This is a genomic window from Methylocystis parvus OBBP, from assembly GCF_027571405.1.
GTDB lineage: Bacteria > Pseudomonadota > Alphaproteobacteria > Rhizobiales > Beijerinckiaceae > Methylocystis > Methylocystis parva.
The window spans coordinates 47,592-69,604 of record NZ_CP092968.1; the positions used below are offsets into that span (position 1 = coordinate 47,592).

Here is a 22,013-nt window from a genome sequence, read left to right on the forward strand (position 1 = left end):
GAGGTGAGCGCGTGCAGTTGGGCAATATTGCGCGCGCTCGCGGCGTTCGCCTTCTAACCCTCGGTGACATCGACTCGACGAATGAGGAAGCGCGCCGTCTGATCGAAACGGGCGAGCGCGGTCCGCTCTGGATCGTCGCCGCGCGCCAGACCAGAGGACGCGGGCGCCTCGGGCGGGAATGGGTTTCGCCGGCGGGCAATCTCTATGCGAGCTTTGTGTATAGCGAATTCGAGGATGCGCGGGTTGCGCCCGAACTCGGCTTCGTCGCTGGCGTGGCCGCGATCCGCGCGCTGCGCGCCTCGGCCGGAGCGAACGGGTTCCGATTGAAATGGCCGAACGACGTGCTGCTCGACGGCGCGAAGCTCGGCGGCATTCTCCTCGAATGCCTCAACGCGCAGACATCTCCCGTCGCGATTATAGGCATCGGCGTCAATATCGCCGAAGCGCCCGCCGATCTGCCATATCCCGCGCGCGCTTTGTCGTCGCTCGGACCCGCCGCCCCGGCTGCGGAAGCATTTTTCGAGCGCCTCTCCGACGCGCTGGCCGAGATTCTTGAAATCTGGCGGGCCGGAGAAGGCTTTGCGCAGATCCGCGACGAGTGGCTCGCCTCCGCCGCATCGCTTGGCGACGAGATTGGCGTGGCGACGGCGAATGAAACGCTTGTGGGCCGCTTCGACACGATCGACGCCATCGGCCGTCTGATCCTCGAAACGCAAAACGGGCGTCGCGCGATCGAGGCTGGCGACGTGCTGGTCGGCCCCCGCAAGACCCGAGGGAGCGCGCGCATGACGGCTGCTCCCCAGGCGGATTTTGTTTTTGCGCCCTTTGGCGGCGTCGGCGAAATCGGGATGAACCTCGCGCTTTACGGCTTCGGGACGCCGCGTGCGCGCAAATGGCTGATGGTCGATTGCGGTCTCGGCTTTCCCGGCGCGGACCTGCCGGGCATCGACGTCGTCTTTCCCGACATCGCCTTTGTCGAGAAGATCGCCAAGGACCTTGTCGCCATCTGCATCACCCACGCGCATGAGGACCATATCGGCGCGCTGGCGACATTGTGGCCGAAGCTCAAATGCAAGGTCTATGCGACGCCTTTCGCGGCCGGGCTGCTGGAAGTGCGCCGCCTCAACGAGCCGGGCGCGCCCAATATCGACATTCACACGGTCAGCGCCGGGACCGTGCTCCAACTCGATCCCTTCACGGTCGAATATGTCGCGGTGGCGCATTCCATCCCCGAGGCCAATGCGCTCGCGATCAAGACGCCGCTCGGCGTCGTGCTGCATACCGGCGACTGGAAGATCGATCCGCAGCCAGGCGTCGGCAACCGTATCGACGAAGCGCGTCTGCGCGCGCTGGGCGACGAGGGCGTCGACGTTCTGATCTGCGACTCGACCAATATCCTTCGCGAGGGCGACAGTTTTTCGGAGAGCGACGTCGCCCGCGTGCTGAGGCCGCTGATCGCGGAAGCGCCGGGCCGCGTTCTGGTGACGACTTTCGCCTCCAATGTCGCGCGTTTGCGCGCGATCGCCGAAGCCGCTCTGGCCTGCGGCCGCACGGTCGTCGTGGCCGGCCGCGCCATGGATCGCGTCGTACAGGTTGCGCGAGATTGCGGCTATCTTGACGGCCTGCCGGGTTTTCATTCGCCGGACATGCTGCCGAACCTGCCGCGTGAAAAGACCGTCGTGATCGCGACGGGAAGCCAGGGCGAGCCGCGCGCGGCGATGATGCGCGCGTCGCAGAACGATCATCCCTCGATCAAACTCGTCGCGGGCGATCGGGTGATCTTCTCGTCGCGCACGATTCCCGGCAATCAGCGCGAGGTGCATCGCGTCATCAACAATCTCTGCAATCTCGGCGTCGAGGTGATCACCGATCACGATCACCTTGTCCATTGCTCCGGCCATCCGCGCCGCGGCGAGGTCGCGCAAATGTATGAGTGGGTGCGGCCGAAATTCGCCGTGCCTGTGCATGGCGAGGCGCATCATCTCACGCAGCATGTCGCCTTCGCCAGATCGAAGGGCGTCGAGCATGTGATTTCGGCGCGTGACGGCGACATGGTGAAATTGCTGCCCGGCCCGCCGTCGATCGTCGAGCAGTTGCCGCATGGGCGTCTGCTGAAAGATGGCGACGTTGTCATCGGCGAGGATGACGGCGCGGTGCGCGAGCGCAACAAGCTCTCCTTCGCCGGGATCGTCTCCATCGCGCTCGCCGTCGACAAAAAGGGGGAGCTGGTCGGCGATCCGGATGTGGTGACGGCCGGCGTGCCCAAGAAAGGGAAATTCGGCGAGGATATGGGCGAAGTGATCGACGAGGCCCTCTTCGCGACCTTCGAGGGCTTGCCGCGCGCGCGCCGCCGCGACGCCGACGCCATCTCCACCGCCATCGAACGTTCGGTGCGCGGCGCGATAAATTCCGTTTGGGGCAAGAAGCCGATCGTGCATGTGATGGTCGTGTCGGCGTCGTAGGGAGGCGGTTGGTAGCAAGCCGACCCGCTTCTCGTCCGTCATGCCCGCGCTCGTCGCGGGCATCCACGCCGGGCGGCTTCTCTCCCGATAGACGAACGCTGAGGCGTTGTTCTCCGGTCCCTACCAGCGCTCGCCGCAGTTGACGGGCGTGGATGGCCGGGACAGGCCCGGCCATGACGGTTGAGAGGTGACGATCGAGAGACGATCAGTTCGCGATTTTCGCGGTAATCGCTAAACTCATTTCGTGTCAACCCGAGTCGCCCATGCCCGCCAAGCCCACCTTCTATGAATTTTTCGCCGGCGGCGGCATGGCGCGCGCGGGGCTGGGGGAGGGGTGGACCTGCCTCTTCGCCAATGATGTCGACGCCAGAAAAGCCGAGAGCTATCGCCGCAATTGGGGCGGAGAGGCGCTCCATGTCGGCGACGTCGCCAAGGTTGCGACCGCGCAGCTCCCCGGCCGCGCCGATCTCGTCTGGGCTTCCTTTCCCTGTCAGGACCTTTCTCTCGCCGGCGCCGGCGCCGGGCTGAAGGGCGCGCGCTCGGGAAGCTTCTGGCCGTTCTGGTCGCTGATGAAGGCGCTGCGCGCGGAGGGCAGGGCGCCCACGACGATCGTGCTGGAAAATGTCTGCGGCGCGCTCACCTCGCATGGCGGCAAGGATTTCACGTCGATCTGCGCCGCGCTGGCGGATGAGGGTTACAGATTCGGCGCGCTCGTCATCGACGCGGCGCTGTTCCTCCCGCAGTCGCGGCCGCGATTGTTCATCGTCGCCGCGCGCGAGGATGTGGCGACGCTCGACGCTCTTTCGACGCTTCCCCGTTATTGCGAGGAGGCGAAGCCGACGAAGCAATCCAAGGGCGGGGATGAGGCTCTGGATTGCTTCGCTGGTCTTGCGAAGTCGGGTATACCCGACTTCGAGAAAATGCTCGCAATGACGGGGAGGTCACCCTTTGTCAGCCGAGCGTTAATCGCTGCGTACAACCGCTTGCCGGACGATCTGAAAGCCAATTGGCTCTGGTGGCGTTTACCCGCGCCGCCTCCGCGCAATGCGACGCTCGCGAACGTCATCGAAGACCCGCCGCATGGCGTCTGCTGGCATGACGCGGCGAAGACGCAAAGACTCATTGGCCTGATGAGCGACGTGAATCTCGCAAAGATCGAAGAGGCGAAGCGCGCGGGCCGCAAGATGGTCGGCGCGCTCTATCGCCGCACGCGCTACGAGAACAGTGAGAAGGTTCAGCGCGCGGAGGCGCGTTTCGACGACGTCGCCGGTTGCCTGCGCACGCCCGCCGGCGGCTCGAGCCGACAATTCGTGCTTGTCGTGGAAAAGGGCGAGGTGCGCTCGCGGCTCATATCGGCGCGCGAGACCGCGCGGCTGATGGGATTGCCGGACGATTATATTCTGCCGGAACGCTATAATGAGGCGTATCATCTGACAGGCGACGGCGTCGTCGTTCCGGCTGTGCGGCACATTGCGGCGCATCTGATCGAGCCTTTGCTGAAGGCCTGCGTCATGCGGGAGGCGGCTTAGCCATATGCGTCTTTCCCGGCAGGTCGAAAGCCCCGCCCGACGCTCCGCCATCATGCGCGCCGTCAAATCGCGCGACACTGCTCCCGAGCGCGCCGTCCGCGCGATGCTGCGTTCCTTCGCGCCGGGCTATCGGCTGCACCGCAAGGATATTCCGGGCAACCCGGACATCGCCTATGTCGGGCGCAAGCAGGCGATCTTCGTGCATGGCTGTTTCTGGCACGGGCATGATTGCGCGCGCGGCGCCCGCATGCCGAAAGCCAACGCCGATTATTGGCGCGCCAAGATCGCGCGCAATAAAGCGCGCGACGAGACTAATTTCGCGCGTCTCGCGGAACTTGGCTGGCGGACGCTGACGGTCTGGGAGTGCGAATTGAAGGACAAAGACGCTTTGGAGAAAAAACTGCGCGCATTTTTCTAGCGTCCCTCTCCCAGCCTTGCAGGGAGAGGGGAAAAGCGCGTCAGTCCTTCGCGCGCTCGACATAGGCGCCGTCTTCCGTCTGGATGACGACGCGCGTGCCGGCCTGGATGTGCGGCGGCACCATGACGCGGGCGCCGTTGGAAAGCTTCGCCGGCTTGTAGGAAGACGACGCCGTCTGACCCTTCACGACCGGCTCCGTCTCGATGATTTCGAGCGTCACGCGCGCCGGGAGCTGGATGCCCACCGCGACGCCGTTGAAGATGGAGAGGATGCACTGCATGCCCTCCTGCAGCCATTGCGCCTGATCGCCGACCGTATCCGCCGGGACGGCGATCTGCTCGTAGCTCGCCTGATTCATGAAGTGATAGCCGTCGTCGTCATTATAGAGGAAGCTGAAGTCCTGATCCTCGACGAAGGCGCGTTCGACCTGCTCGGTCGTCTTGTAGCGGTCGGAGACTTTCACGCCGTCGGAGAGGCGGCGCATGTCGATCTGCGTCGTCGGCGTGCCCTTGCCGGGAAAAAAGCTTTCGGCGGTAAGCACGACGTAAAGCTGGCCGTCCTCACGCTCAATGATATTGCCCTTGCGAATCGAGCTGGCGATGACTCTCACAGTTTTGTTCCTTCATTGCCGGCGCGCCGGCTCCGCGTTCATTGCCGGCCTCGGCCGGGCTGGTCTATGAACGGGGTAAGACCATATTTCGCGCGCAGGAGCAATCGGCCCTCGCCGAGGTCCCAACGCTCAAATCGCAAAGAGGGCCCATGACGCGCGCTTCGCCCTGGTGGGCTCGGGATGTTTACGCCGATCGCAAGGCCGTTCTCAAGGCGCGCGGCGCGATAACGGCGGCGGCGCGGCGATTTTTTGGGGCCGAGGGCTTCGCCGAAGTGGAGACGGTCGCGCTGCAGGTCTCGGGCGGCAATGAAACCCATCTGACGGCTTTCTCGACGGAGCTGATCGGCGGCGACGGCGCGCGCAGCCGGCTCTATCTCCACACCTCGCCGGAATTTTCCTGCAAAAAACTCCTGGCGGCGGGAGAAGAGCGAATTTTCACGCTGGCGCGGGCGTTTCGGAACCGCGAGCGATCGGCGCTGCATCATCCGGAATTCACCATGCTGGAATGGTATCGCGCCGGCGAGCCGACCTTGCGCATCTACGAAGACTGCGCCGGGCTGATGGCGGCGGCGGCGACGGCGGCGGGGACGTCGGACTTCGCTTGGCGCGGCCGGACTTGCGACCCCTTCGCGGAGCCGGAGATCGTCACGGTCTGCGAGGCCTTTGCGCGCTATGCGAGCGTCGATCTCGCGGCCGTGCTCGACGATCGCGAGGGTCTCGCGACAGCGGCGGCGCGGGACGGGATACGCGTCGCCCGGGACGACACATGGTCGGATCTTTTCAGCAAGATCCTGTCGGAGAAGGTGGAGGAGCGTCTTGGAAGCGAGCGGCCGACGATCCTCTGCGATTACCCGGTCAGCGAAGCCGCGCTGGCGCGCGCCAGGGCGGACGATCCGCGCTTCGCCGATCGCTTCGAGCTCTATGTCTGCGGGGTGGAGCTGGCGAACGGCTTTGCGGAGCTGACCGATCCGGCCGAGCAGCGCCGCCGTTTTGAAGCGCAAATGGCGGAGAAAGCGCGGATTTACGGGGAGCGCTATCCGATCGACGAGGATTTCCTGGCGGCGCTCGCTTTCATGCCCCCAGCTTCGGGCGTCGCGCTGGGGTTCGACAGGCTGGTCATGCTCGCAACGGGCGCCGAGCGGATCGAGCAGGTGCTGTGGACGCCGGTTGCGGAGCGCGGAACGCCCTGACGAGCTATTGATGCAGCATCATCAGCAGCGGGAGCACGGCTGCGACGGCTGTGAGTAGGATTCCGAGGCTCATTGTCTCGAAATGGCTGGCGTCCGCGCGCGATGCTGCGACCACGCGCGGCCGCGCGCTGAGATTCACATTCGCCGGAATGCGGACGCCCAGCGTCCTGGGGGCGGAACCGACGCCGTTTTGAAAATAGTCCAGACTCATTTCCGATCTCCTATTAGTCTACAGTTTAGATATTCTAATGGGCATGTCAATGTGATTTATTCTATATAACAATATATAATTGTTAATTAAGGCGGATGAGCGCGCGTTGCGGTCCGAAGCGGCGAAAGCGATAAGAGCGCCTCGAAAGAAATCGGAGTGAAAATGCGAATTCCTGTCATCGGCGCGTTCCGCGGATCGGCATGTCACTGACGCAAGAAGACGCGCCGGCGCGGTCGCCTTGCAAGCCGCAGCGCGAGACGCGGGGTCGAACGGCCGCTTCGGTCAGAGACCTCGTCGCTTTCGGCTTGCTCCCGGCGGAGGGCGAGAGCGCAGCGCTCGCAAAGGTCGAGGCCCGATACAGCGTCGCCGTCACGCCGGAGGTCGCGGGGCTCATCGACCCTGCCGACCCTGTGGACCCGATCGCCCGGCAATTCGTCCCCGACTCGCGTGAACTCGTGACGCTCCAAGCCGAATTGGCGGACCCGATCGGCGATGAGGCCCATAGCCCGACGCCGGGGATCGTGCATCGCTATCCCGACCGCGTTCTCCTGAAGCTCCTCACCATTTGCCCGGTCTATTGCCGCTTCTGTTTCCGGCGCGAGACGGTCGGGCGCGGGAAGGGCGAATTATTGGGCGAGGCGGAGACGGCGGCGGCGCTCGATTACATTGGGCGAACGCCGGGCGTCGTTGAAGTCATTCTGACGGGCGGCGACCCTCTGCTGCTCTCGGCCCGCCGGCTTTCGGCGGTCGCCCGGCGCATCGCCGAGATCGAGCATGTTTCGCTCCTGCGCGTCCATACGCGCGCGCCGACCGCGGCGCCTGAACTCGTCACCGACGAGCGGCTGGCGGCGTTGCGCGAAAGCGGCAAGGCGCTTTACGTCGCGTTGCACGTCAATCATTCGCGGGAGCTGTCCGAGTCCGCCCGCGCCGCGATCCTGCGGCTGCGAGAGGCGGGCGCGGCCTTGCTCTCTCAGACGGTGCTGCTCGCCGGCGTGAATAACGACCCGGACGCGCTGGAGCGACTGATGCGCGATCTGCTATCGCTCCAGGTGAAGCCCTATTATCTGCACCATCCCGATCTCGCGCCGGGCACCAGCCATTTCCGCCTGTCGATCGAGGAGGGGAAGCGCATCCACGCCGAACTTGCGCGGCGTCTCACCGGGATCGGCCTTCCCGCCTATGTGCTCGACATTCCGGGCGGCTTCGGCAAGGTTCCAGTCGCCTCCATGGAGCCCGAAGCGCCCGGCTTCTGGCGGGTCTCCGACCGCGCGGGACGCGTGCATCGTTACGCCGACGCCCTTTAGAATCGCCCCAAGAATGACGCGATTCGCGTTTTATTCGCGTCTTCGCCTCCAGGAGATTCTCGTTGCGCAGACCGACGCTTATTTTCGCGCTTCTCTTCGTCGCCCTGGCCGGCTTGGCGACCTTGGCCGCGCGCGCCGACGAGCCGCCGACGACGCTCGAACAGGTCAATGCAAAACTCGACCGCACGCGCGCCACGCTCGACGAGGCGCATAAGACGCTGGAGGAGCCCAATCTGACCGACAGCGCGCTGCGTCGCCTGCGCGACAGAATGGAGCCGCTGCAGCAGGACCTCGAAGCGACCATCAACGCGCTTACGCCCCGGCTCGCCGCAGTCGAGGCGCGGTTGAAAGAGCTGGCCCCGGCCGAGACGAAGCCGCCCGAGGCGAAGCCGGCGGAGGTCGCGCCTGTCGTCCCCGCGCCGCCGCCGCAAGTCGCGCCCGCGCCGGCCCCCGCCGCGCAATCAAAGGCCCCGCCGCTGCCGCCGGCGCGGCCGATTTTGCCGAAGCCGGACCCGAAGGCGGATCCCGCCAAGCCGCAGGCGCCGCCGCAGCCGCCGACGCCAGGCGACGCGGCTCCCTCCGCCGAGGCGGCGGCCAGCGCGGAACTTGTCGAGCAGCGCAAGCTCTTCGACGCCACTGACGCGACCTTGAAGCGCGCCCGCGCCATGCTGCTCGAGACGCGTCAGCTCACCGTGCAGATCGTCGCCCGGCAGCGCGACCTCTTTGCGAAGACGCTCTTTCTGCGAACGAGCGGCCTCTTCTCCGTCGATCTGTGGCGCGCGGCGATCGCCGACGCGCCGAGCGTCTACACCGCCGCAAAGGCCTTCCTCTCGGATCGCGCCTCGAATTTCGCCGCGCGCGTGGAGAGCCGGCGCGTCGAGTTCTTTTTCGCCGTCGCGCTGATCCTGCTGGCGCTGCCGCCGGCTTTCGTTCTCTCTCGGCGCGTCCTGGCGCGCGATCACGGCGGCGTCAAAATCACGCCCGTCCGGCGCGCCGCGGCGGCCGGCTGGACGACGCTCGTGGCCGCCGCCGTCCCCGTCGTCGGGGCGGCGGCTCTTGGCGGAGCGCTCGACGGCTTCGACCTGCTCGACGCTTCCGTCGAACCGGTCTGGCGGCGTCTGTTCGAGGCCATCGCGCGCGTCTCCTTCGTCTATGGCGCCGCCCGCGCCGTCTTTGCGCCGACCCATCCCGACTGGCGCGTCGTCGACCCCGGCGATCGTCTGGCCAAGCTCTTCGTCCGATTGCTCACCTCCGCCGCTCTCGTGCTTTCGCTGACCCGGCTCGTCGAACAACTCGAAGAGACGGTGCAGGCGAGCCTGCCGCTCGTCATCGTCACGCGCGGCCTGGGGGTGTTGATCATTGCGGGTCTGTTCTTTTGGGCGCTGCGGGCGCTGTCGCCGGCGAAGGCTTCCGCCGAGGGCGAAGCGGCGGCGACCGGCAAGGGCCGCGACTGGCTCGTGGCGGCCCGCTTTTTCAGCGGGCTCGCTTTGCTGATCGTCCTCGGCGCCTGCGCCGCCGGCTATGTCACCTTCGCCAATTTCACGATCATGGAGGCGGCCTGGACGGCGATCGTCGCCTTCCTTCTCTATGTTTTCGTCGTTCTCTCCGCAGGCGGCGTCGAGCACGCCTTTTCGGAGGAGGGCCTGCTGGGGCGCAGCCTCATCAGCGGGCTTGGCGTCAAGCGCGAGCAGCTTGCGCCCATCGGCGTCCTGTTGTCGGGGATCGTCATCATCCTCGCCTGGTTCGCTGCGGCCCTTCTGGCGCTCGCGCCATTCGGCTACGAGTCGAACGACATCGTCTCGAATACGCTGAACGCATTTTTCTCGTTCAAGATCGGCGACGTCACCATATCGCCGTCGGCGGCGGTCACGGCGCTCGGCCTGTTCTTCATCGTGCTCGCGGCGGTTCAGGGCTTCCGCCGCTGGCTCGATACGCGCCTCCTGCCGTTGACGCGGCTTGATACGGGCCTGCGCAGCTCCATCAATTCGACGCTCGGCTATGCGGGCGCGATCGGCGCGGCGCTGACGGCCTTGTCGAGCCTCGGCGTCGGCGTCGAGAAGCTCGCCATCGTCGCGGGCGCGCTTTCGGTCGGCATCGGCTTCGGCCTCAAGGACATCATCAACAATTTCGTCTCCGGCCTGATCCTGCTGTGGGAGCGCGCCATTCGCGTCGGCGACTGGGTCGTGATCGGCGACGAGCAGGGCTATGTGCGGCGGATCAACGTCCGTTCGACGGAGATCGAGACGTTCGACCGCGCCACGATGATCGTGCCCAATTCCAATTTGATCTCGGGCGTCGTGAAGAACTGGCTGCGCGGCGACAGGGTGGGGCGCATCAAAGTCGCCATCGCGCCGCATTCCGGCGTCGATCCCGAGCAGATTCGCGACCTCATGCTCGCCGCCGCCAAGGCGCAGGAAGGCGTGCTGCGAATTCCCGCCCCGCAGGTGATGTTCATGGGAATGGAGGCGTCGTCCTTCAAATTCGAGCTTTGGTGCTATGTCGAAGACGTCGAGAAATCCTCGCGCCTGCGCAGCGATCTGCATTTCGACCTGCATCGCAGGTTGAGCGAGTCGGGCGTCAAAATGGCCGCCACGGTCGAACCGCCGAAGACGATTCTCCAGCTGCCCGAACTGGATAAGCTGGCGACCGCCGCAGCCGCGAGCGCTCTGGCGATCGAGACCGACATCGTGCAGCTTGCGTCGCCGGATGATTCTTCTCTCGACGAGGCTGCCGCGTCCGTCGAGAAACAGGACGCCTGAGGCGTAGACCGGCTTATTTCCACCATGCGCCGCGCGTGCTAGAGGGGCGCTCCCATTATTCGCGGCGCCCGCCCGTCATTGCGAGCGAGGCGAAGCAATCCAGAACCGTCACGCCTGCCGCTGGATCGCTTCGTTGCATTTTCTCGAAGTCGGGTATACCCGACTTCGCATATGCTCCTCGCAATGACGGCGGAGGCCGCCCACAGGATCGCCGCCGCTCCCATGTCCGAAGTCGTCACCCGTTTCGCGCCGTCGCCCACCGGTTTTCTCCATATCGGCGGGGCGCGCACGGCGCTGTTCAACTGGCTTTACGCTAGGCGCCATGGCGGGCGGATGATGCTGCGCATCGAGGACACGGATCGCGAGCGCTCCACTCAAGAGGCGATCGACGCCATTCTCGACGGGATGAAATGGCTCGGTCTCGATTGGGACGGCGACGTCATTTACCAGTTCTCCCGAGCGGGGCGTCACGCTGAAGTGGCGCATGAGCTGCTCGCCAGGGGCAGCGCCTATCGCTGCTACGCCACGCCGCAGGAACTCGAGGAGATGCGCGAAAAGGCGCGCGCCGAAAAGCGCCCGCCGCGCTATGACGGCCGCTGGCGCGACCGCGACCCGTCCGAGGCGCCCGCCGGCGCGCCTTACGTCGTGCGCATCAAGGCGCCGGAGGCGGGCGAGACGGTCATCGAGGACGCCGTGCAGGGCCGCGTCGTTTTCCCCAACAAGGATCTCGACGACTTCATCCTGCTGCGCTCCGACGGCACGCCGACCTATATGCTCGCCGTCGTGGTGGACGATCACGACATGGGCGTCACGCAGATCATCCGCGGCGACGATCATCTGACCAACGCCGCGCGCCAGAAGCACATTTATGAAGCGATGGACTGGGAGGCGCCCGCCTTCGCGCATATTCCGCTTATCCACGGGCCGGATGGCGCCAAGCTCTCCAAGCGCCACGGCGCGCTCGGGGTCGACGCCTATCGCGCCATGGGCTATCTGCCGTCGGCGCTGCGCAATTATCTCGTGCGCCTCGGCTGGAGTCAGGGCGACAAGGAGTTTTTCTCGCTGCCCGAGATGATCGAGGCCTTCGATCTCGCCCAGGTGCATCGCTCGCCCGCGCGCTTCGATTTCGTGAAGCTCGAAAATATGAACGGCCATTATCTGCGCGACACGCCCGATGACGAGCTGTTCCAGATCCTCATCGACACGCTTCCCTTTCTCGAAGGCGGCAAGGCCGCGCTCGATGCGCTCGACGACAAGAAGCGCGCGCAGCTCCGCGCGGCGCTGCCTGGCCTCAAGGCGCGCGCCAAGACGTTGAACGAGCTTGTCGACGGCGCGGGCTTCCTGTTCGCGCAGCGGCCGCTGCCGATTGACGAAAAGGCGCAGAAGCTGCTTTCCGCCGAAGCGAAGGCGCGCCTCGCCGCGCTTGGGCCGAAACTTGCGATGGCGACGGAATGGACCGCCGCTTCGACGGAAGCGGTCGTGCGCGACCTCTCCGTAGAACTCGGCGTGAAGCTCGGCGACCTCGCGCAGCCTTTGCGCGCCGCGCTGACCGGCCGCTCGACCTCGCCCGGCATTTTCGACGTGCTCGAAATCCTCGGGCGCGAGGAGAGTCTGGGCCGCATCGGCGATCAGAGCGCGTGAGCGCAACAGGGCGCCGCAAAAATCCTCTCGGCGTCATCCGCGGAAGCCTCAAGGCTAATCGTTTCGCAACGCTTTGAAGCTTGACAGGCTTTGCGGTTGATATAGCTTTTTTGCGCTGCACAAGACGGCCTCCCGGCCAAGGGTGCAAAATTCATGGCCTGCCAGCGTTGCGTCGCAATCCTATGCGAGCAGTGAGGCGCGCTGAGCGCAGCGTTCGCCGCGCCGGGGCCTATCAACGAGGTGCGCAATGGCCGAGAGCAAGGGTTCATTCACAATCGGCGGCAAGACCATCGACCTGCCCGTCAAGGAGGGCACGATGGGACCCTCCGTCGTGGACATCCGGAATCTCTATTCAGAGACCGAGATGTTCACTTTCGATCCCGGCTTCACCTCCACCGCCTCCTGCGAATCGAAGATCACCTTCATCGACGGCGACGAAGGCGTGCTGCTCTATCGCGGCTATCCCATTGAACAGCTCGCTGAGCATGGCGACTTTCTGGAGACGTGCTACCTGCTGCTCTATGGCGAGCTGCCGTCGGCGGCCGAGAAGGCGAATTTCGATTACCGCATCACGCGCCACACCATGGTGCACGAGCAGATGGCCCGCTTCTTCCAGGGCTTCCGCCGCGACGCGCATCCGATGGCGGTCATGGTGGCCTCGGTCGGCGCGCTCTCGGCCTTCTATCACGACTCGACGAACATTGCGGACCCGGTCGAGCGCATGGTCGCCTCGACGCGCATGATCGCGAAGATCCCGACGCTAGCGGCGATGGCCTATAAATATTCGATCGGCCAGCCCTTCGTTTATCCGAAGAACGACCTCGACTACACGTCGAACTTCCTGCGCATGTGCTTCGCCGTGCCCTGCGAGGAATATAAGGTCAATCCGGTTCTCTCCCGCGCGCTGGACCGCATCTTCATCCTGCACGCCGACCATGAGCAGAACGCCTCGACCTCGACCGTGCGCCTTTCCGGCTCATCGGGCGCGAACCCCTTCGCCTGCATCGCGGCCGGCATCGCCTCGCTCTGGGGGCCGGCGCATGGCGGCGCCAATGAGGCCGTGCTCAAAATGCTTGCGGAAATCGGCACGCCCGACCGCATTCCGCAGTTCATCGCCCGCGCCAAGGACAAGAACGACCCGTTCCGCCTGATGGGCTTCGGCCACCGCGTCTACAAGAATTACGATCCGCGCGCCAAGATCATGCAGCGCACGACGCGCGAGGTCTTGAACGAACTTGGCGTCAAGGACGATCTGCTCGACGTCGCGCTGGAGCTCGAGCGCATCGCGCTGTCCGACGACTACTTCATCGAGAAGAAGCTTTACCCGAATATCGACTTCTATTCGGGCATCACGCTGAAGGCGATGAACTTTCCGGTCGCCATGTTCACCGTGCTCTTCGCCGTCGCCCGCACGGTCGGCTGGATCGCCCAGTGGAAGGAGATGATCGAGGATTCGGGCTCCAAAATCGGCCGCCCGCGCCAGCTCTATACGGGCGAGAAGCGCCGCGACTACGTGCCCATGTCGAAGCGGTAAAGGGTCGCGGCGACGATGTCTCCGCGCGCTCTCCCAAAATTGCGGCTCTTGGATTAGATGAGTTTCAGTCTCGTCGCTTCCTGGAGCCGCCGTGTCCTCCCAACTTTCCGATATCTGGTTTGAAACGCGGGTCGCGGCGGAAAGCCTCGCCGATTTCATGGCCGGGGCGCGCCTTCGGCTCGGCGTCACCGGTCTGTCCCGCTCCGGCAAGACGGTTTTCATCACCTCGCTGGTCCATCACCTCACGCGGGCGCTCGCCGCGGGCCGCAAGGCGCATCTCCCGGTCTTCCGCGCCCTTTCCGAGGGTCGCATTCGCTCCGCTCATCTCGATCCGCAGCCGGATTTCAACGTGCCGCGCTTTTCCTACGAGGAGCATCTGGACGCGCTGACGGGCGGGCCCGAGAGGCATTGGCCGCAATCAACCCGGCGCATCTCGGAATTGCGCGTCTCGATCGAGTTCAATTCCAAGGCCTTTTCTCTCCGCCACATCGGTCAGGAGGCCTCGCGGCTGGATATCGACATCGTCGATTATCCGGGCGAATGGCTCCTCGATCTGCCTCTCCTTGGGAAATCCTACGCCCAATGGTCGCATGAGACGCTGGAGGCGGCGAGCGTCGCGGCGCGCGCGCCCATCGCCGCCGAATGGCGTGGCGTGACGGCGGGCGTCGATCCGAAGGCGCGCTATTCCGAGCCGACGGCCCAGAAGCTCGCCAAATTGTTCACCGAGTATCTACGCACGGCGAAAACAGAGCGCTTTGCGCTCTCGACGCTGCCGCCCGGCCGCTTCCTCATGCCCGGGGACCTCGAAGGCTCGCCCGCATTGACCTTCGCGCCGCTGCCGGTGGAGGAGGGGACGGAGCTTCCGCATCGCAGTCTCGGCCGCGAAATGGAGCGTCGTTACGAAGCTTACAAAATGCATGTCGTGAAGCCGTTCTTTCGCGATCATTTCGCCCGGCTCGATCGGCAGATCGTGCTCGTCGACGCGCTCTCCGCTTTGAATTCCGGCCCCGAAGCGGTGCGCGATCTCGAAAATGCGCTGACCGACGTGCTGAACGCCTTCCGAACCGGGCGCTCCAATCTGATCTCTCAAATCTTCCGTCCCAAGATCGACCGCATCCTCTTCGCCGCGACCAAGGCCGATCACCTGCATCATACGAGTCACGATCGATTGGAGGCGATCCTGCGCTTGTTGACGAACCGCGCCATTTCGAAAGCGGAGGGCGTCGGCGCGTCGATCGACGTCATCGCCTTGGCCGCCGTGCGCGCGACGCGTGAGGCGACGGTGCGTCACGAAGGCGAGAAGCTTTCCGCGATCGTCGGCACGCCGATCAAGGGCGAGCGCATTGGCGACGATATTTTCGACGGAATGGCGGAGGGCGCGATCTTTCCGGGCGAATTGCCGGCGGACCCGAAAGCCGTGTTTCGCGGCGACGCCCTCGCGCTCGACGAGGAAGAAGCGGAGTTTCGCTTTCTGAAATTCCGTCCCCCGGTCGCAAAGCTCGCCAAAGACAATGAACCCTTGCCTTTGCCGCATATTCGGCTCGACCGCGCGATGGAGTTTCTGTTCGGAGACAAGCTCGCATAGCGCGCGCTCACGCGGCTCAAACAAGGGGGCGGCGTCAGGCGTCGCCGGGCCTGCCGGAGAATTTCACGAGGACGTCCTCGTAGCGCGGCACGAACTGGCAGGCGAGCCGATAGCGCGGTGCGATGTCTTTCGCCTCCGCGAGGCGAATGTCCTCCGGCGTCATTTTTCCGGCGGCCGAAAGACGCGCCTTTTCCTTCTCGGTGAGAATGGAGCCCAGCAATTTTCCGGAAAGCGTCAGCACGTCGATCATGCAGTCGCCGCATTCGCCTCGGCCGCAGACATGAGGGAGCGGAATCCTGTGGGCCTCCGCCAGGGCGAGGACGTTCGACGATTCCTCATCGGCGGTGAAAATAGTGACCGGATGAGAGAGCAAAGGCGATGAGAAGGTAACGTTCGGCATAACGTTGCCCCATAAGAACGGGCGGCGACTTCACGGCCGCCGCCATTCGTGATTTCCGCATCACGGCGACGAGCGTCAGGCGCCGCCCGGCTCGCCGGTGAATTTCACTAGAATGTCCTGGTCGCGGACGACATACTGACATGCGAGGCGATATTTCGGCGCAATGTCGTCGACCTCGGCGAGACGGATTTCGTCAGCGGTGATCTTGCCGAGCGACTTCAACTGCGCCTTTTCCTTTTCGGTCAGCGCCGAACCCATCGTCTTTCCGGAAAGCGTCACGACCTCGATGAGGCAGGAGCCGCATTCGCCGTCGCGGCAATCATGCGGGATCGGAATCTTATGCGCATCCGCAACAGCGAGAATGCTGGACGTGTCGCCGGCCACTGCATAGACGGTGACGTTCTTATGAAGAAGCGGCGACTGGAAAGTAACATTGGGCATGGCGTTTCCTATCCGAATTTGAACAACACGCCGAAACCGCCGCGCGGGTAGTTCCAGGTGATGTCGCCGGACTCTTCGCAGAGCACGCGGCATGTTCCGCATTCGAGGCATCCGTCTGGGGTGATTTCGACTTGTCCGGAGCTTGTTTCGGAGTAGCATCCTGCGGGGCAGATGCGGGTCATGGCGAGGAGGTTTTCGGAGGGTTTTTCGTGGGGACGGATGGCGATATGTGGTTTGCCGGCGTCCACGAGGTAGCGATTTTGGAAGAGTTTCTCTTCGACACGGGCGGCGAGGGACATGGGGGTTCTCCTCAGGCGACATTTTGTCTTTGTCTACGCAAGAACAGCGCCAACTGTTTTTGTTCCTGCGCCGGTCATTTTCATCTCCAGGCGCGGGCGAGTCTCCAGGCGTCGCCGAAGAGGCCGGACCATTTGCGCTGCTTGACGAAGGCGGCGATGGTGGCTTTTTCCTTGTCGATCTTCGGGGTGCCGTCGACGCGCAGGAAGTTTTCCATGGCCCTGGAGACGAGCTGCGGATAGGCGAGGAAGTAGTTTTGCGAATTGGCGTGCAGCAGCGCCGGCATGTCTTTATATTTCTTCAGGTCCTTCATGACGAAGCTGTCGTCGAGCAGCTTTTTGTAGAGCGCCAGGTTCTGCTTGGTCATGGCGTCGCGGCGCGATTTGATCTGGAAGACCGCTTCGCCGGCGAGACGGCCGGAGGTGAGGGCGAGGTTGGAGCCTTCGCGGTGAATGGCGTTGTTGAGCTGGGCGGCGTCGCCGCAGACGACCCATCCGTCGCCGAAAAGCTCCGGAATTGTCTTATATCCGCCCTCGGGGATGAGATGGGCGGCGTATTCCTTGACTTCCGAGCCTTCGAGCAGCGGCTTGATCGAGGGATGGTTCTTGAAGGCCTCGAGCAGGCCGTAGGGCGTGTCCTTGTTCGCGGCGAAGTCGGAAACCAGACAACCCATGCCGACGGAGACGCTCTCCTTGTTGGTGTAGACGAAGCCCATGCCGGTCATGCCCTTGGAGATGACGCCGGCGGCTTCGATGACGACGCCTTCGTCGCCATGCAGATTGAAGCGCGCCTCGATCGTCTCGCGCGGCAGGAAGTGCATTTCCTTGACCGCGAGCGCGACATGTTCGGGCCTGGGCGAGGCGCGCAGGCCGGCGCGCGCGCCCAGGAGGCCGTTGACGCCTTCGCAGAGCACGACGACGTCGGCGAAGATGGTCCCGCCGGCGCGGTCCGTGCGCACGCCGATGACCTTGCCATAGGCGTCGCTGACGAGCTCCGTCACCGTCGTCTCGCAGATCACGATCGCGCCCTGCGACTGGACCTCCTTGGAGAACCAGCGGTCGAATTGCGAGCGGATGATCGTGTAGCGGTTCGGCCTGTCCTCGTTGAAGTCGTCATTGCGATATTGCAGGCCGGTATGGGAGCGTTCGCCCATCATCCAGAAGCGCTGCTCGACGAGATGGCGCTCCAGCGGCGCCTCCTCGCGGAAGTTCGGGATGATCTTCTCGACCATCTCGGCGTAGAGGATCGCGCCCTGCACATTCTTCGAGCCGGGATATTCCCCGCGCTCGATCTGCAGCACTTTGAGGCCGCGGGACGCCATGGCGTGCGCGGCGGCGTTGCCGGCCATTCCGGCGCCGATCACGATCGCGTCGAACCGTTCTTCGATCATGGCAGTCTCCATTCACATGCCGCCGGCGTCCCGCCAGGCGAATTGAAATTGTTCATCAGCCGGCGAGCCGGTCGCGCTGATGGGGCGAGAGCCGCGCGCGGAAGGCTTCGGTGAGCGCCGGCAGCAGGCGGATGGCGTCCGTCGCGACGCCGATATGCGCGAAGTCGAAGATCGGCGCGTTCCTGTCGGTGTTGACGGCGACGATGCAATCGGCCCCTTCGACGCCGACGCGATGCTGGATCGCGCCGGAGATGCCGGCGGCGATATAGAGCTTCGGCCGGATCGTCTTGCCGGTCTGGCCGATCTGGCGGTCGGAGGACAGCCAGCCCTTCTGCACGACGGGGCGCGAGCAGCCGAATTCCGCGCCGAGCACGGCGGCGAGATTCTTGACGAGCTGGAAATTCTCGGCGCTGCCGAGCCCCATGCCGCCGGCGACGACGATGTCGGCGAAAGCGAGATTGCTCTTGTTGGAGTCGCGGTCGGGGATGAAGCGCAGCAGCTTGGTGATGATCTCGTCTTCCGAGAGATCGGGCGTGAAGGCCACGATCCGGCCGAGGCGGTCGGCGACGCGCGCCGGCATCGGCATGACGCGCGGCCGCACCGTCGCCATTTGCGGGCGATAGTTCAGCGTATAGATCGTGCAGAGCAGCGAGCCGCCGAAGGTCGGGCGCGTCGCGGCGAGCGAGCCGTCGGCGTCGACGGCGAGCTCGGTGCAGTCGGCGGTGAGGCCGGTGAGCAGCGTCGTCGCGACGGAGCCCGCGAGGTCGCGGCCGAGATTGGTCGCGCCGAGCAGCAGGATCTCCGGCTTGTGCGTGTTGACGAGCTGCGTCATCGCCCTGGCGTAGGACTCGTTGCGATAGTCGGCGAGCACCGGATGTTCGACGAGATAAGCGAGGTCCGCGCCGTAGCGGAAAGCTTCCGCCGCCGCTTCCTTCGTCGCGTCGGGGCCGCCGAGAACCACGGCCGCGAGCTCGACGCCGAGCTTGTCGGCCAGCTTGCGGCCTTCGCCGAGCAGCTCCCAGGAGACGGGATGAACGTCGCCGCGCTCCTGCTCGATGAAGACCCAGACATGCTTATAGTCGCGGAAATGTTCCGGGAGCTCTTTCTTCGCGCTGGCGCGGGCGGCGGGCGGAGGGGTGGCGGACATCGTCGGCTCCTTTAGAGTCCGGAAGCAAGCTTGGTCATATCGGCCTCGAGCGCGGGATGGCGTCCGAAGATGGCGGCGATCAGCGCCTCCGAGGATTCGGCGGCGTTCTTGCCGGGCTCCACGAAGGCGGCCTTCTCGGAGCGCGGGGCGGGCGCGAAGACTTTCTTGACGATGGTCGGCGAGCCCTTCAGGCCGCATTTTGTGAGGTCCTGGATCTCGGCGTCCTTCGCGCTCCAGGTGACGATTTCGGCGCGCGCGGCGCGCAGCGTGTCGGCGAGGGCGCCGCGGCGCACCTCATTGGAGCCCTCGAGCATGGCGATGAGGCAGGGCATGGCGGTCTTGAGCAGCTGCACGCCGCCTTCGGCGCGGCGCTCGACGACGAGCTCGCCCTTGTCGGGATCGCATTCGACGACCTTGGAGACGTAAGTGAGCTGCAGCAGGCCGAGGCGCTTGGCGACGCCCGGGCCGACCTGCGCGGTGTCGCCGTCGATCGTCTGCTTGCCGGTGAAGACGATGTCCTGCTTGCCGAAGGTCTGCTCGATCTTGCGGATGGCCTGCGCCAGCGCATAGGTCGTCGCCAGCGTGTCGGAGCCGGCGAAGAAGCGGTCGGTCAGCAGCACGGCGCGGTCGGCGCCGATGGCGAGCGCCTTGCGCAGCGACTCCGCCGCCATGGGCGGGCCCATGGTCAGCACGGTCACTTCGCCGCCGAACTTGTCGCGCAGCCGCAGCGCCTCTTCGAGCGAGAAGAGGTCGTAAGGGTTGATGATCGTCGGCACGCCCTGCCGCATGATCGTATTGGTGACGGGATGCACGCGGATCTGCGCGCTGTCCGGAACCTGCTTGATGCAAACGAGGATTTTCATGTCTTCTGCCTCGATCAGTCGGGATTGCCGGTCAGGGTGGTCAGGGGAACGAAAGGCTTCGCCGGTTCGGCCTTGGGTTTGATCGCGTCCTTGTGCACCTTGAAGACGCGCTCCGCGATCGGAGACGAGGAGACGAAATCGTCATAGGCTTTCGTCAGCGTCTCCTTGCAGGCGGCGCGCGCTTCCTCGTCCGTCGCGCCGTCGAGATCGTTCTTCGCGAGATATTCTCCCATGCGCCGCAGGATATGGAGGCGGGCGACGCGCACCACGGCGGGCTCGTATTCGACGCCGAGCGCTTCGAAGAAATCTTCGGCGGAATGAAGCTTCCGCAACTCGTCGAATACGCTCATGGCTTCGTCTCCTTCTCGCCGCTCTTCAGCGACGCGTCGTTTTTGCGCGCCTGCAGATGGGCGAGACGCGCTTCCAGAAAATCGATGCGGTCGATCAGCACCGAGATGGCGTCGCCCACCGGATCGGGGATGAGATGATGTTCGAGATCGATGCGCCCGTCGGGGCCGGAGCGCCGGCGCTCGACCTTGACGATGCGGCCGGGAATGCCGACGACGGTCATTTCGGGCGCGACATCCTCGATCACGACGGAGTTGGCGCCGATGCGCGCGCGGGCGCCGACCGTGATGGGGCCGAGGATCTTGGCGCCGGCGCCGACAAGGACGCCGCTTTCGATCGTCGGATGACGCTTGCCCGGCGCCCATGAGGTGCCGCCCAGCGTCACGCCGTGATAAAGCGTGACGTCGTCTTCTATGACCGACGTCTCGCCGATGACGACGCCCGCGCCGTGATCGATGAAGAGCCGCTCGCCGATGGTCGCGCCGGGATGAATGTCGATATTGGTCGCGAGGCGCGCGAACCAGGAGAGGAAGCGCGCCGGAAATTTGACGCCGCGGCGCCACAGGCCGTTGGCGACGCGATACAGCAGGATCGCGTGAACGCCCGGATAGAATAGGGCGACTTCGAGCGAGTTGCGCGCGGCCGGGTCCCGCTGAAGCACGCAGGCGACGTCGCCCCTGAGCCTGGCGAAGAGGCCAGGCGCGGCTTTCCTTGGAGATATGCCGGCGGAAGCGACGAGCGTCATTTTACGCCTCCGCACGCGCTTTTGAAGAAATTGGCGAGTTCGCGCTTCGTCATCGGAGCCGCCTTCTCATTGGCGCGCTGCCGGATCTGCGCCAGCAGCGTCGTCGCAAGATCCCGGTCGATGTCGAAGCCGAGCTCCTCTCCCTTGCGCTTCAGCGCGGCGACGCCGGAATGCTTGGCCAGCACCACGGTGTTGCGGCGGCCGAGACGCGCCGGATCAATGCCCTGATAGGTGCGGGCGTCCTTGAGAAGCGCGGCGACGTGGATGCCGGATTCATGCGTGAACACGTCGGCGCCGACAATGGCCTTGGCGCGGCCGATGCGCCGCCGCGCCGCCTTCGCGACGAGCCTGGCGAGCGCGTGCAGCCTGTCGATGCGCATATTGGTTTGTCCGCGCGCGACATGGCCGAGCGCGACGGCGACCTCTTCGAGCGGGGCGTTGCCGGCGCGTTCGCCCAATCCCAGCACGGTGACCGACGCATGCGTCGCGCCGGCGCGGATCGCGGCGAGCGTATTGGCGGTGGCGAGGCCGACATCGTCATGGCCGTGAAACTCGATCGGCAGGTCGGTCTCCTGACGGATATGGGCGATCGCTTCATAGGTCGAAAACGGGTCGAGCGCGCCGAGCGTATCGGCGAAGCGGTAGCGCCAGGCGCCGGCCTCGGCCGCCGCGCGCAGAATGACGCCGATGTCGCGGGGATCCGCGCGCGAGGAGTCCTCGCCGCCCATGGCGACGGAGAGGCCGCGTTCGCGGGCGTAGGAGACGACGGCGCGCACGCGCTCGGCCAGCGTCGCGACGTCGACGCCGAGCTTGACGGAAATCTGCAGCCGCGACATCGGCGCGGAGATGTTGACATGAGAGACGCCGGCCGCGAGCGCGGCGTCGACGTCGGCCTTGTTGAGGCGGCACCAGGCCATGACGCGGACGGGAAGGTTTTCGCCGACGATCGCGCCGATCGCCTCGATCTCGTCGCGGCCCATGGCGGGCGTGCCGGCCTCGATCTCGTCCGCCCCCGCGCCGGCCAGCGCTTTCGCGATGGCGACCTTGTCGCGCGCCGTGAAGGCGACGCGGGGCGCCTGCTCGCCGTCGCGCAGCGTCGTGTCGTTGATGAAGATGCGGGGGCAGTCGACGTTCACGGC

Annotated in this window: 20 protein-coding genes and 1 pseudogene; 10 read left to right on the forward strand and 11 right to left on the reverse strand. The window is 65.1% G+C overall.

Annotation, left to right across the window (positions count from 1 at the left end; genetic code table 11):
• Positions 1–11: 11 nt before the first annotated feature.
• The 4 genes and pseudogenes from MMG94_RS00250 to MMG94_RS00265 form a co-directional block, all read left to right on the forward strand.
• Positions 12–695, forward strand: a pseudogene (locus tag MMG94_RS00250) (biotin--[acetyl-CoA-carboxylase] ligase); the annotation flags it as partial.
• A 90-nt stretch (positions 696–785) separates the two neighbouring features.
• The gene (locus tag MMG94_RS00255; RefSeq protein ID WP_026016041.1) at positions 786–2,462 is read left to right on the forward strand and encodes a ribonuclease J; all 1,677 of its coding nucleotides are present in this window, start codon (positions 786–788) and stop codon (positions 2,460–2,462) included.
• Between the two features lie 263 nt (positions 2,463–2,725).
• On the forward strand, positions 2,726–3,991 hold the full coding sequence (locus MMG94_RS00260) for a DNA cytosine methyltransferase (protein ID WP_016918462.1): 1,266 nt from the start codon (positions 2,726–2,728) through the stop codon (positions 3,989–3,991).
• Positions 3,992–3,995: 4 nt separating this feature from the next.
• A complete protein-coding gene (locus MMG94_RS00265) occupies positions 3,996–4,409 on the forward strand; it encodes a very short patch repair endonuclease (protein ID WP_016918463.1) in 414 nt (137 codons plus the stop codon).
• A gap of 40 nt (positions 4,410–4,449) precedes the next feature.
• On the opposite strand, the gene efp is transcribed toward MMG94_RS00265, so the two are convergent.
• Positions 4,450–5,019: an elongation factor P gene (gene efp, locus MMG94_RS00270; protein ID WP_016918464.1), complete on the reverse strand. Its 570-nt coding sequence runs from the start codon at positions 5,017–5,019 to the stop codon at positions 4,450–4,452.
• A 149-nt stretch (positions 5,020–5,168) separates the two neighbouring features.
• On the opposite strand from efp, the gene epmA reads away from it, so the two are divergent.
• Positions 5,169–6,209, forward strand: coding sequence for an EF-P lysine aminoacylase EpmA (gene epmA / locus MMG94_RS00275; protein WP_026016042.1), 1,041 nt, complete (start codon positions 5,169–5,171; stop codon positions 6,207–6,209).
• A gap of 4 nt (positions 6,210–6,213) precedes the next feature.
• Here epmA and MMG94_RS00280 read toward each other — a convergent pair whose 3' ends face one another.
• Positions 6,214–6,420, reverse strand: a complete 207-nt coding sequence (locus MMG94_RS00280) for a hypothetical protein (RefSeq protein ID WP_016918466.1) — start codon at positions 6,418–6,420, stop codon at positions 6,214–6,216.
• 200 nt (positions 6,421–6,620) lie between these two features.
• Here MMG94_RS00280 and MMG94_RS00285 point away from each other — a divergent pair, with 200 nt between their 5' ends.
• From MMG94_RS00285 to MMG94_RS00305, 5 genes are all read left to right on the forward strand, one after another.
• Entirely contained in the window at positions 6,621–7,724 is a 1,104-nt protein-coding gene (locus MMG94_RS00285) for a lysine-2,3-aminomutase-like protein (protein WP_016918467.1), read from the forward strand.
• A gap of 62 nt (positions 7,725–7,786) precedes the next feature.
• Positions 7,787–10,483, forward strand: a complete 2,697-nt coding sequence (locus MMG94_RS00290; RefSeq protein WP_016918468.1) for a DUF3772 domain-containing protein — start codon at positions 7,787–7,789, stop codon at positions 10,481–10,483.
• Positions 10,484–10,705: 222 nt separating this feature from the next.
• Positions 10,706–12,124 (forward strand): glutamate--tRNA ligase, encoded by a 1,419-nt coding sequence (gene gltX / locus MMG94_RS00295; protein ID WP_026016043.1) that lies wholly within the window; start codon positions 10,706–10,708, stop codon positions 12,122–12,124.
• Between the two features lie 247 nt (positions 12,125–12,371).
• Positions 12,372–13,658 carry a citrate synthase gene (locus MMG94_RS00300; RefSeq protein WP_016918470.1) on the forward strand — a complete coding sequence of 429 codons (1,287 nt, stop codon included), beginning with the start codon at positions 12,372–12,374 and terminating at the stop codon, positions 13,656–13,658.
• A 157-nt stretch (positions 13,659–13,815) separates the two neighbouring features.
• Positions 13,816–15,243 (forward strand): YcjX family GTP-binding protein, encoded by a 1,428-nt coding sequence (locus tag MMG94_RS00305; protein ID WP_154420349.1) that lies wholly within the window; start codon positions 13,816–13,818, stop codon positions 15,241–15,243.
• A gap of 34 nt (positions 15,244–15,277) precedes the next feature.
• On the opposite strand, the gene MMG94_RS00310 is transcribed toward MMG94_RS00305, so the two are convergent.
• The 9 genes from MMG94_RS00310 to nifV all read right to left on the reverse strand — a co-directional run bounded on the left by MMG94_RS00310 (position 15,278) and on the right by nifV (position 22,010).
• Positions 15,278–15,643 (reverse strand): 2Fe-2S iron-sulfur cluster-binding protein, encoded by a 366-nt coding sequence (locus MMG94_RS00310; RefSeq protein WP_016918472.1) that lies wholly within the window; start codon positions 15,641–15,643, stop codon positions 15,278–15,280.
• Between the two features lie 75 nt (positions 15,644–15,718).
• Positions 15,719–16,084: a 2Fe-2S iron-sulfur cluster-binding protein gene (locus MMG94_RS00315; RefSeq protein WP_016918473.1), complete on the reverse strand. Its 366-nt coding sequence runs from the start codon at positions 16,082–16,084 to the stop codon at positions 15,719–15,721.
• An 8-nt stretch (positions 16,085–16,092) separates the two neighbouring features.
• Positions 16,093–16,383 (reverse strand): ferredoxin family protein, encoded by a 291-nt coding sequence (locus tag MMG94_RS00320; protein WP_016918474.1) that lies wholly within the window; start codon positions 16,381–16,383, stop codon positions 16,093–16,095.
• Between the two features lie 80 nt (positions 16,384–16,463).
• Positions 16,464–17,771 (reverse strand): FAD-dependent oxidoreductase, encoded by a 1,308-nt coding sequence (locus MMG94_RS00325; RefSeq protein ID WP_026016044.1) that lies wholly within the window; start codon positions 17,769–17,771, stop codon positions 16,464–16,466.
• A 55-nt stretch (positions 17,772–17,826) separates the two neighbouring features.
• A complete protein-coding gene (locus MMG94_RS00330) occupies positions 17,827–18,918 on the reverse strand; it encodes an electron transfer flavoprotein subunit alpha/FixB family protein (protein ID WP_016918476.1) in 1,092 nt (363 codons plus the stop codon).
• A gap of 11 nt (positions 18,919–18,929) precedes the next feature.
• Positions 18,930–19,781 (reverse strand): electron transfer flavoprotein subunit beta/FixA family protein, encoded by an 852-nt coding sequence (locus tag MMG94_RS00335; RefSeq protein ID WP_016918477.1) that lies wholly within the window; start codon positions 19,779–19,781, stop codon positions 18,930–18,932.
• Positions 19,782–19,795: 14 nt separating this feature from the next.
• Positions 19,796–20,131, reverse strand: coding sequence for a nitrogenase stabilizing/protective protein NifW (gene nifW, locus MMG94_RS00340; protein WP_016918478.1), 336 nt, complete (start codon positions 20,129–20,131; stop codon positions 19,796–19,798).
• Complete coding sequence (gene cysE, locus MMG94_RS00345) at positions 20,128–20,874, reverse strand: serine O-acetyltransferase (protein WP_016918479.1); 747 nt, start codon at positions 20,872–20,874, stop codon at positions 20,128–20,130. The genes nifW and cysE overlap by 4 nt, the downstream gene beginning before the upstream one ends.
• Entirely contained in the window at positions 20,871–22,010 is a 1,140-nt protein-coding gene (gene nifV, locus MMG94_RS00350) for a homocitrate synthase (protein WP_016918480.1), read from the reverse strand. The genes cysE and nifV overlap by 4 nt, the downstream gene beginning before the upstream one ends.
• Positions 22,011–22,013: the final 3 nt, after the last annotated feature.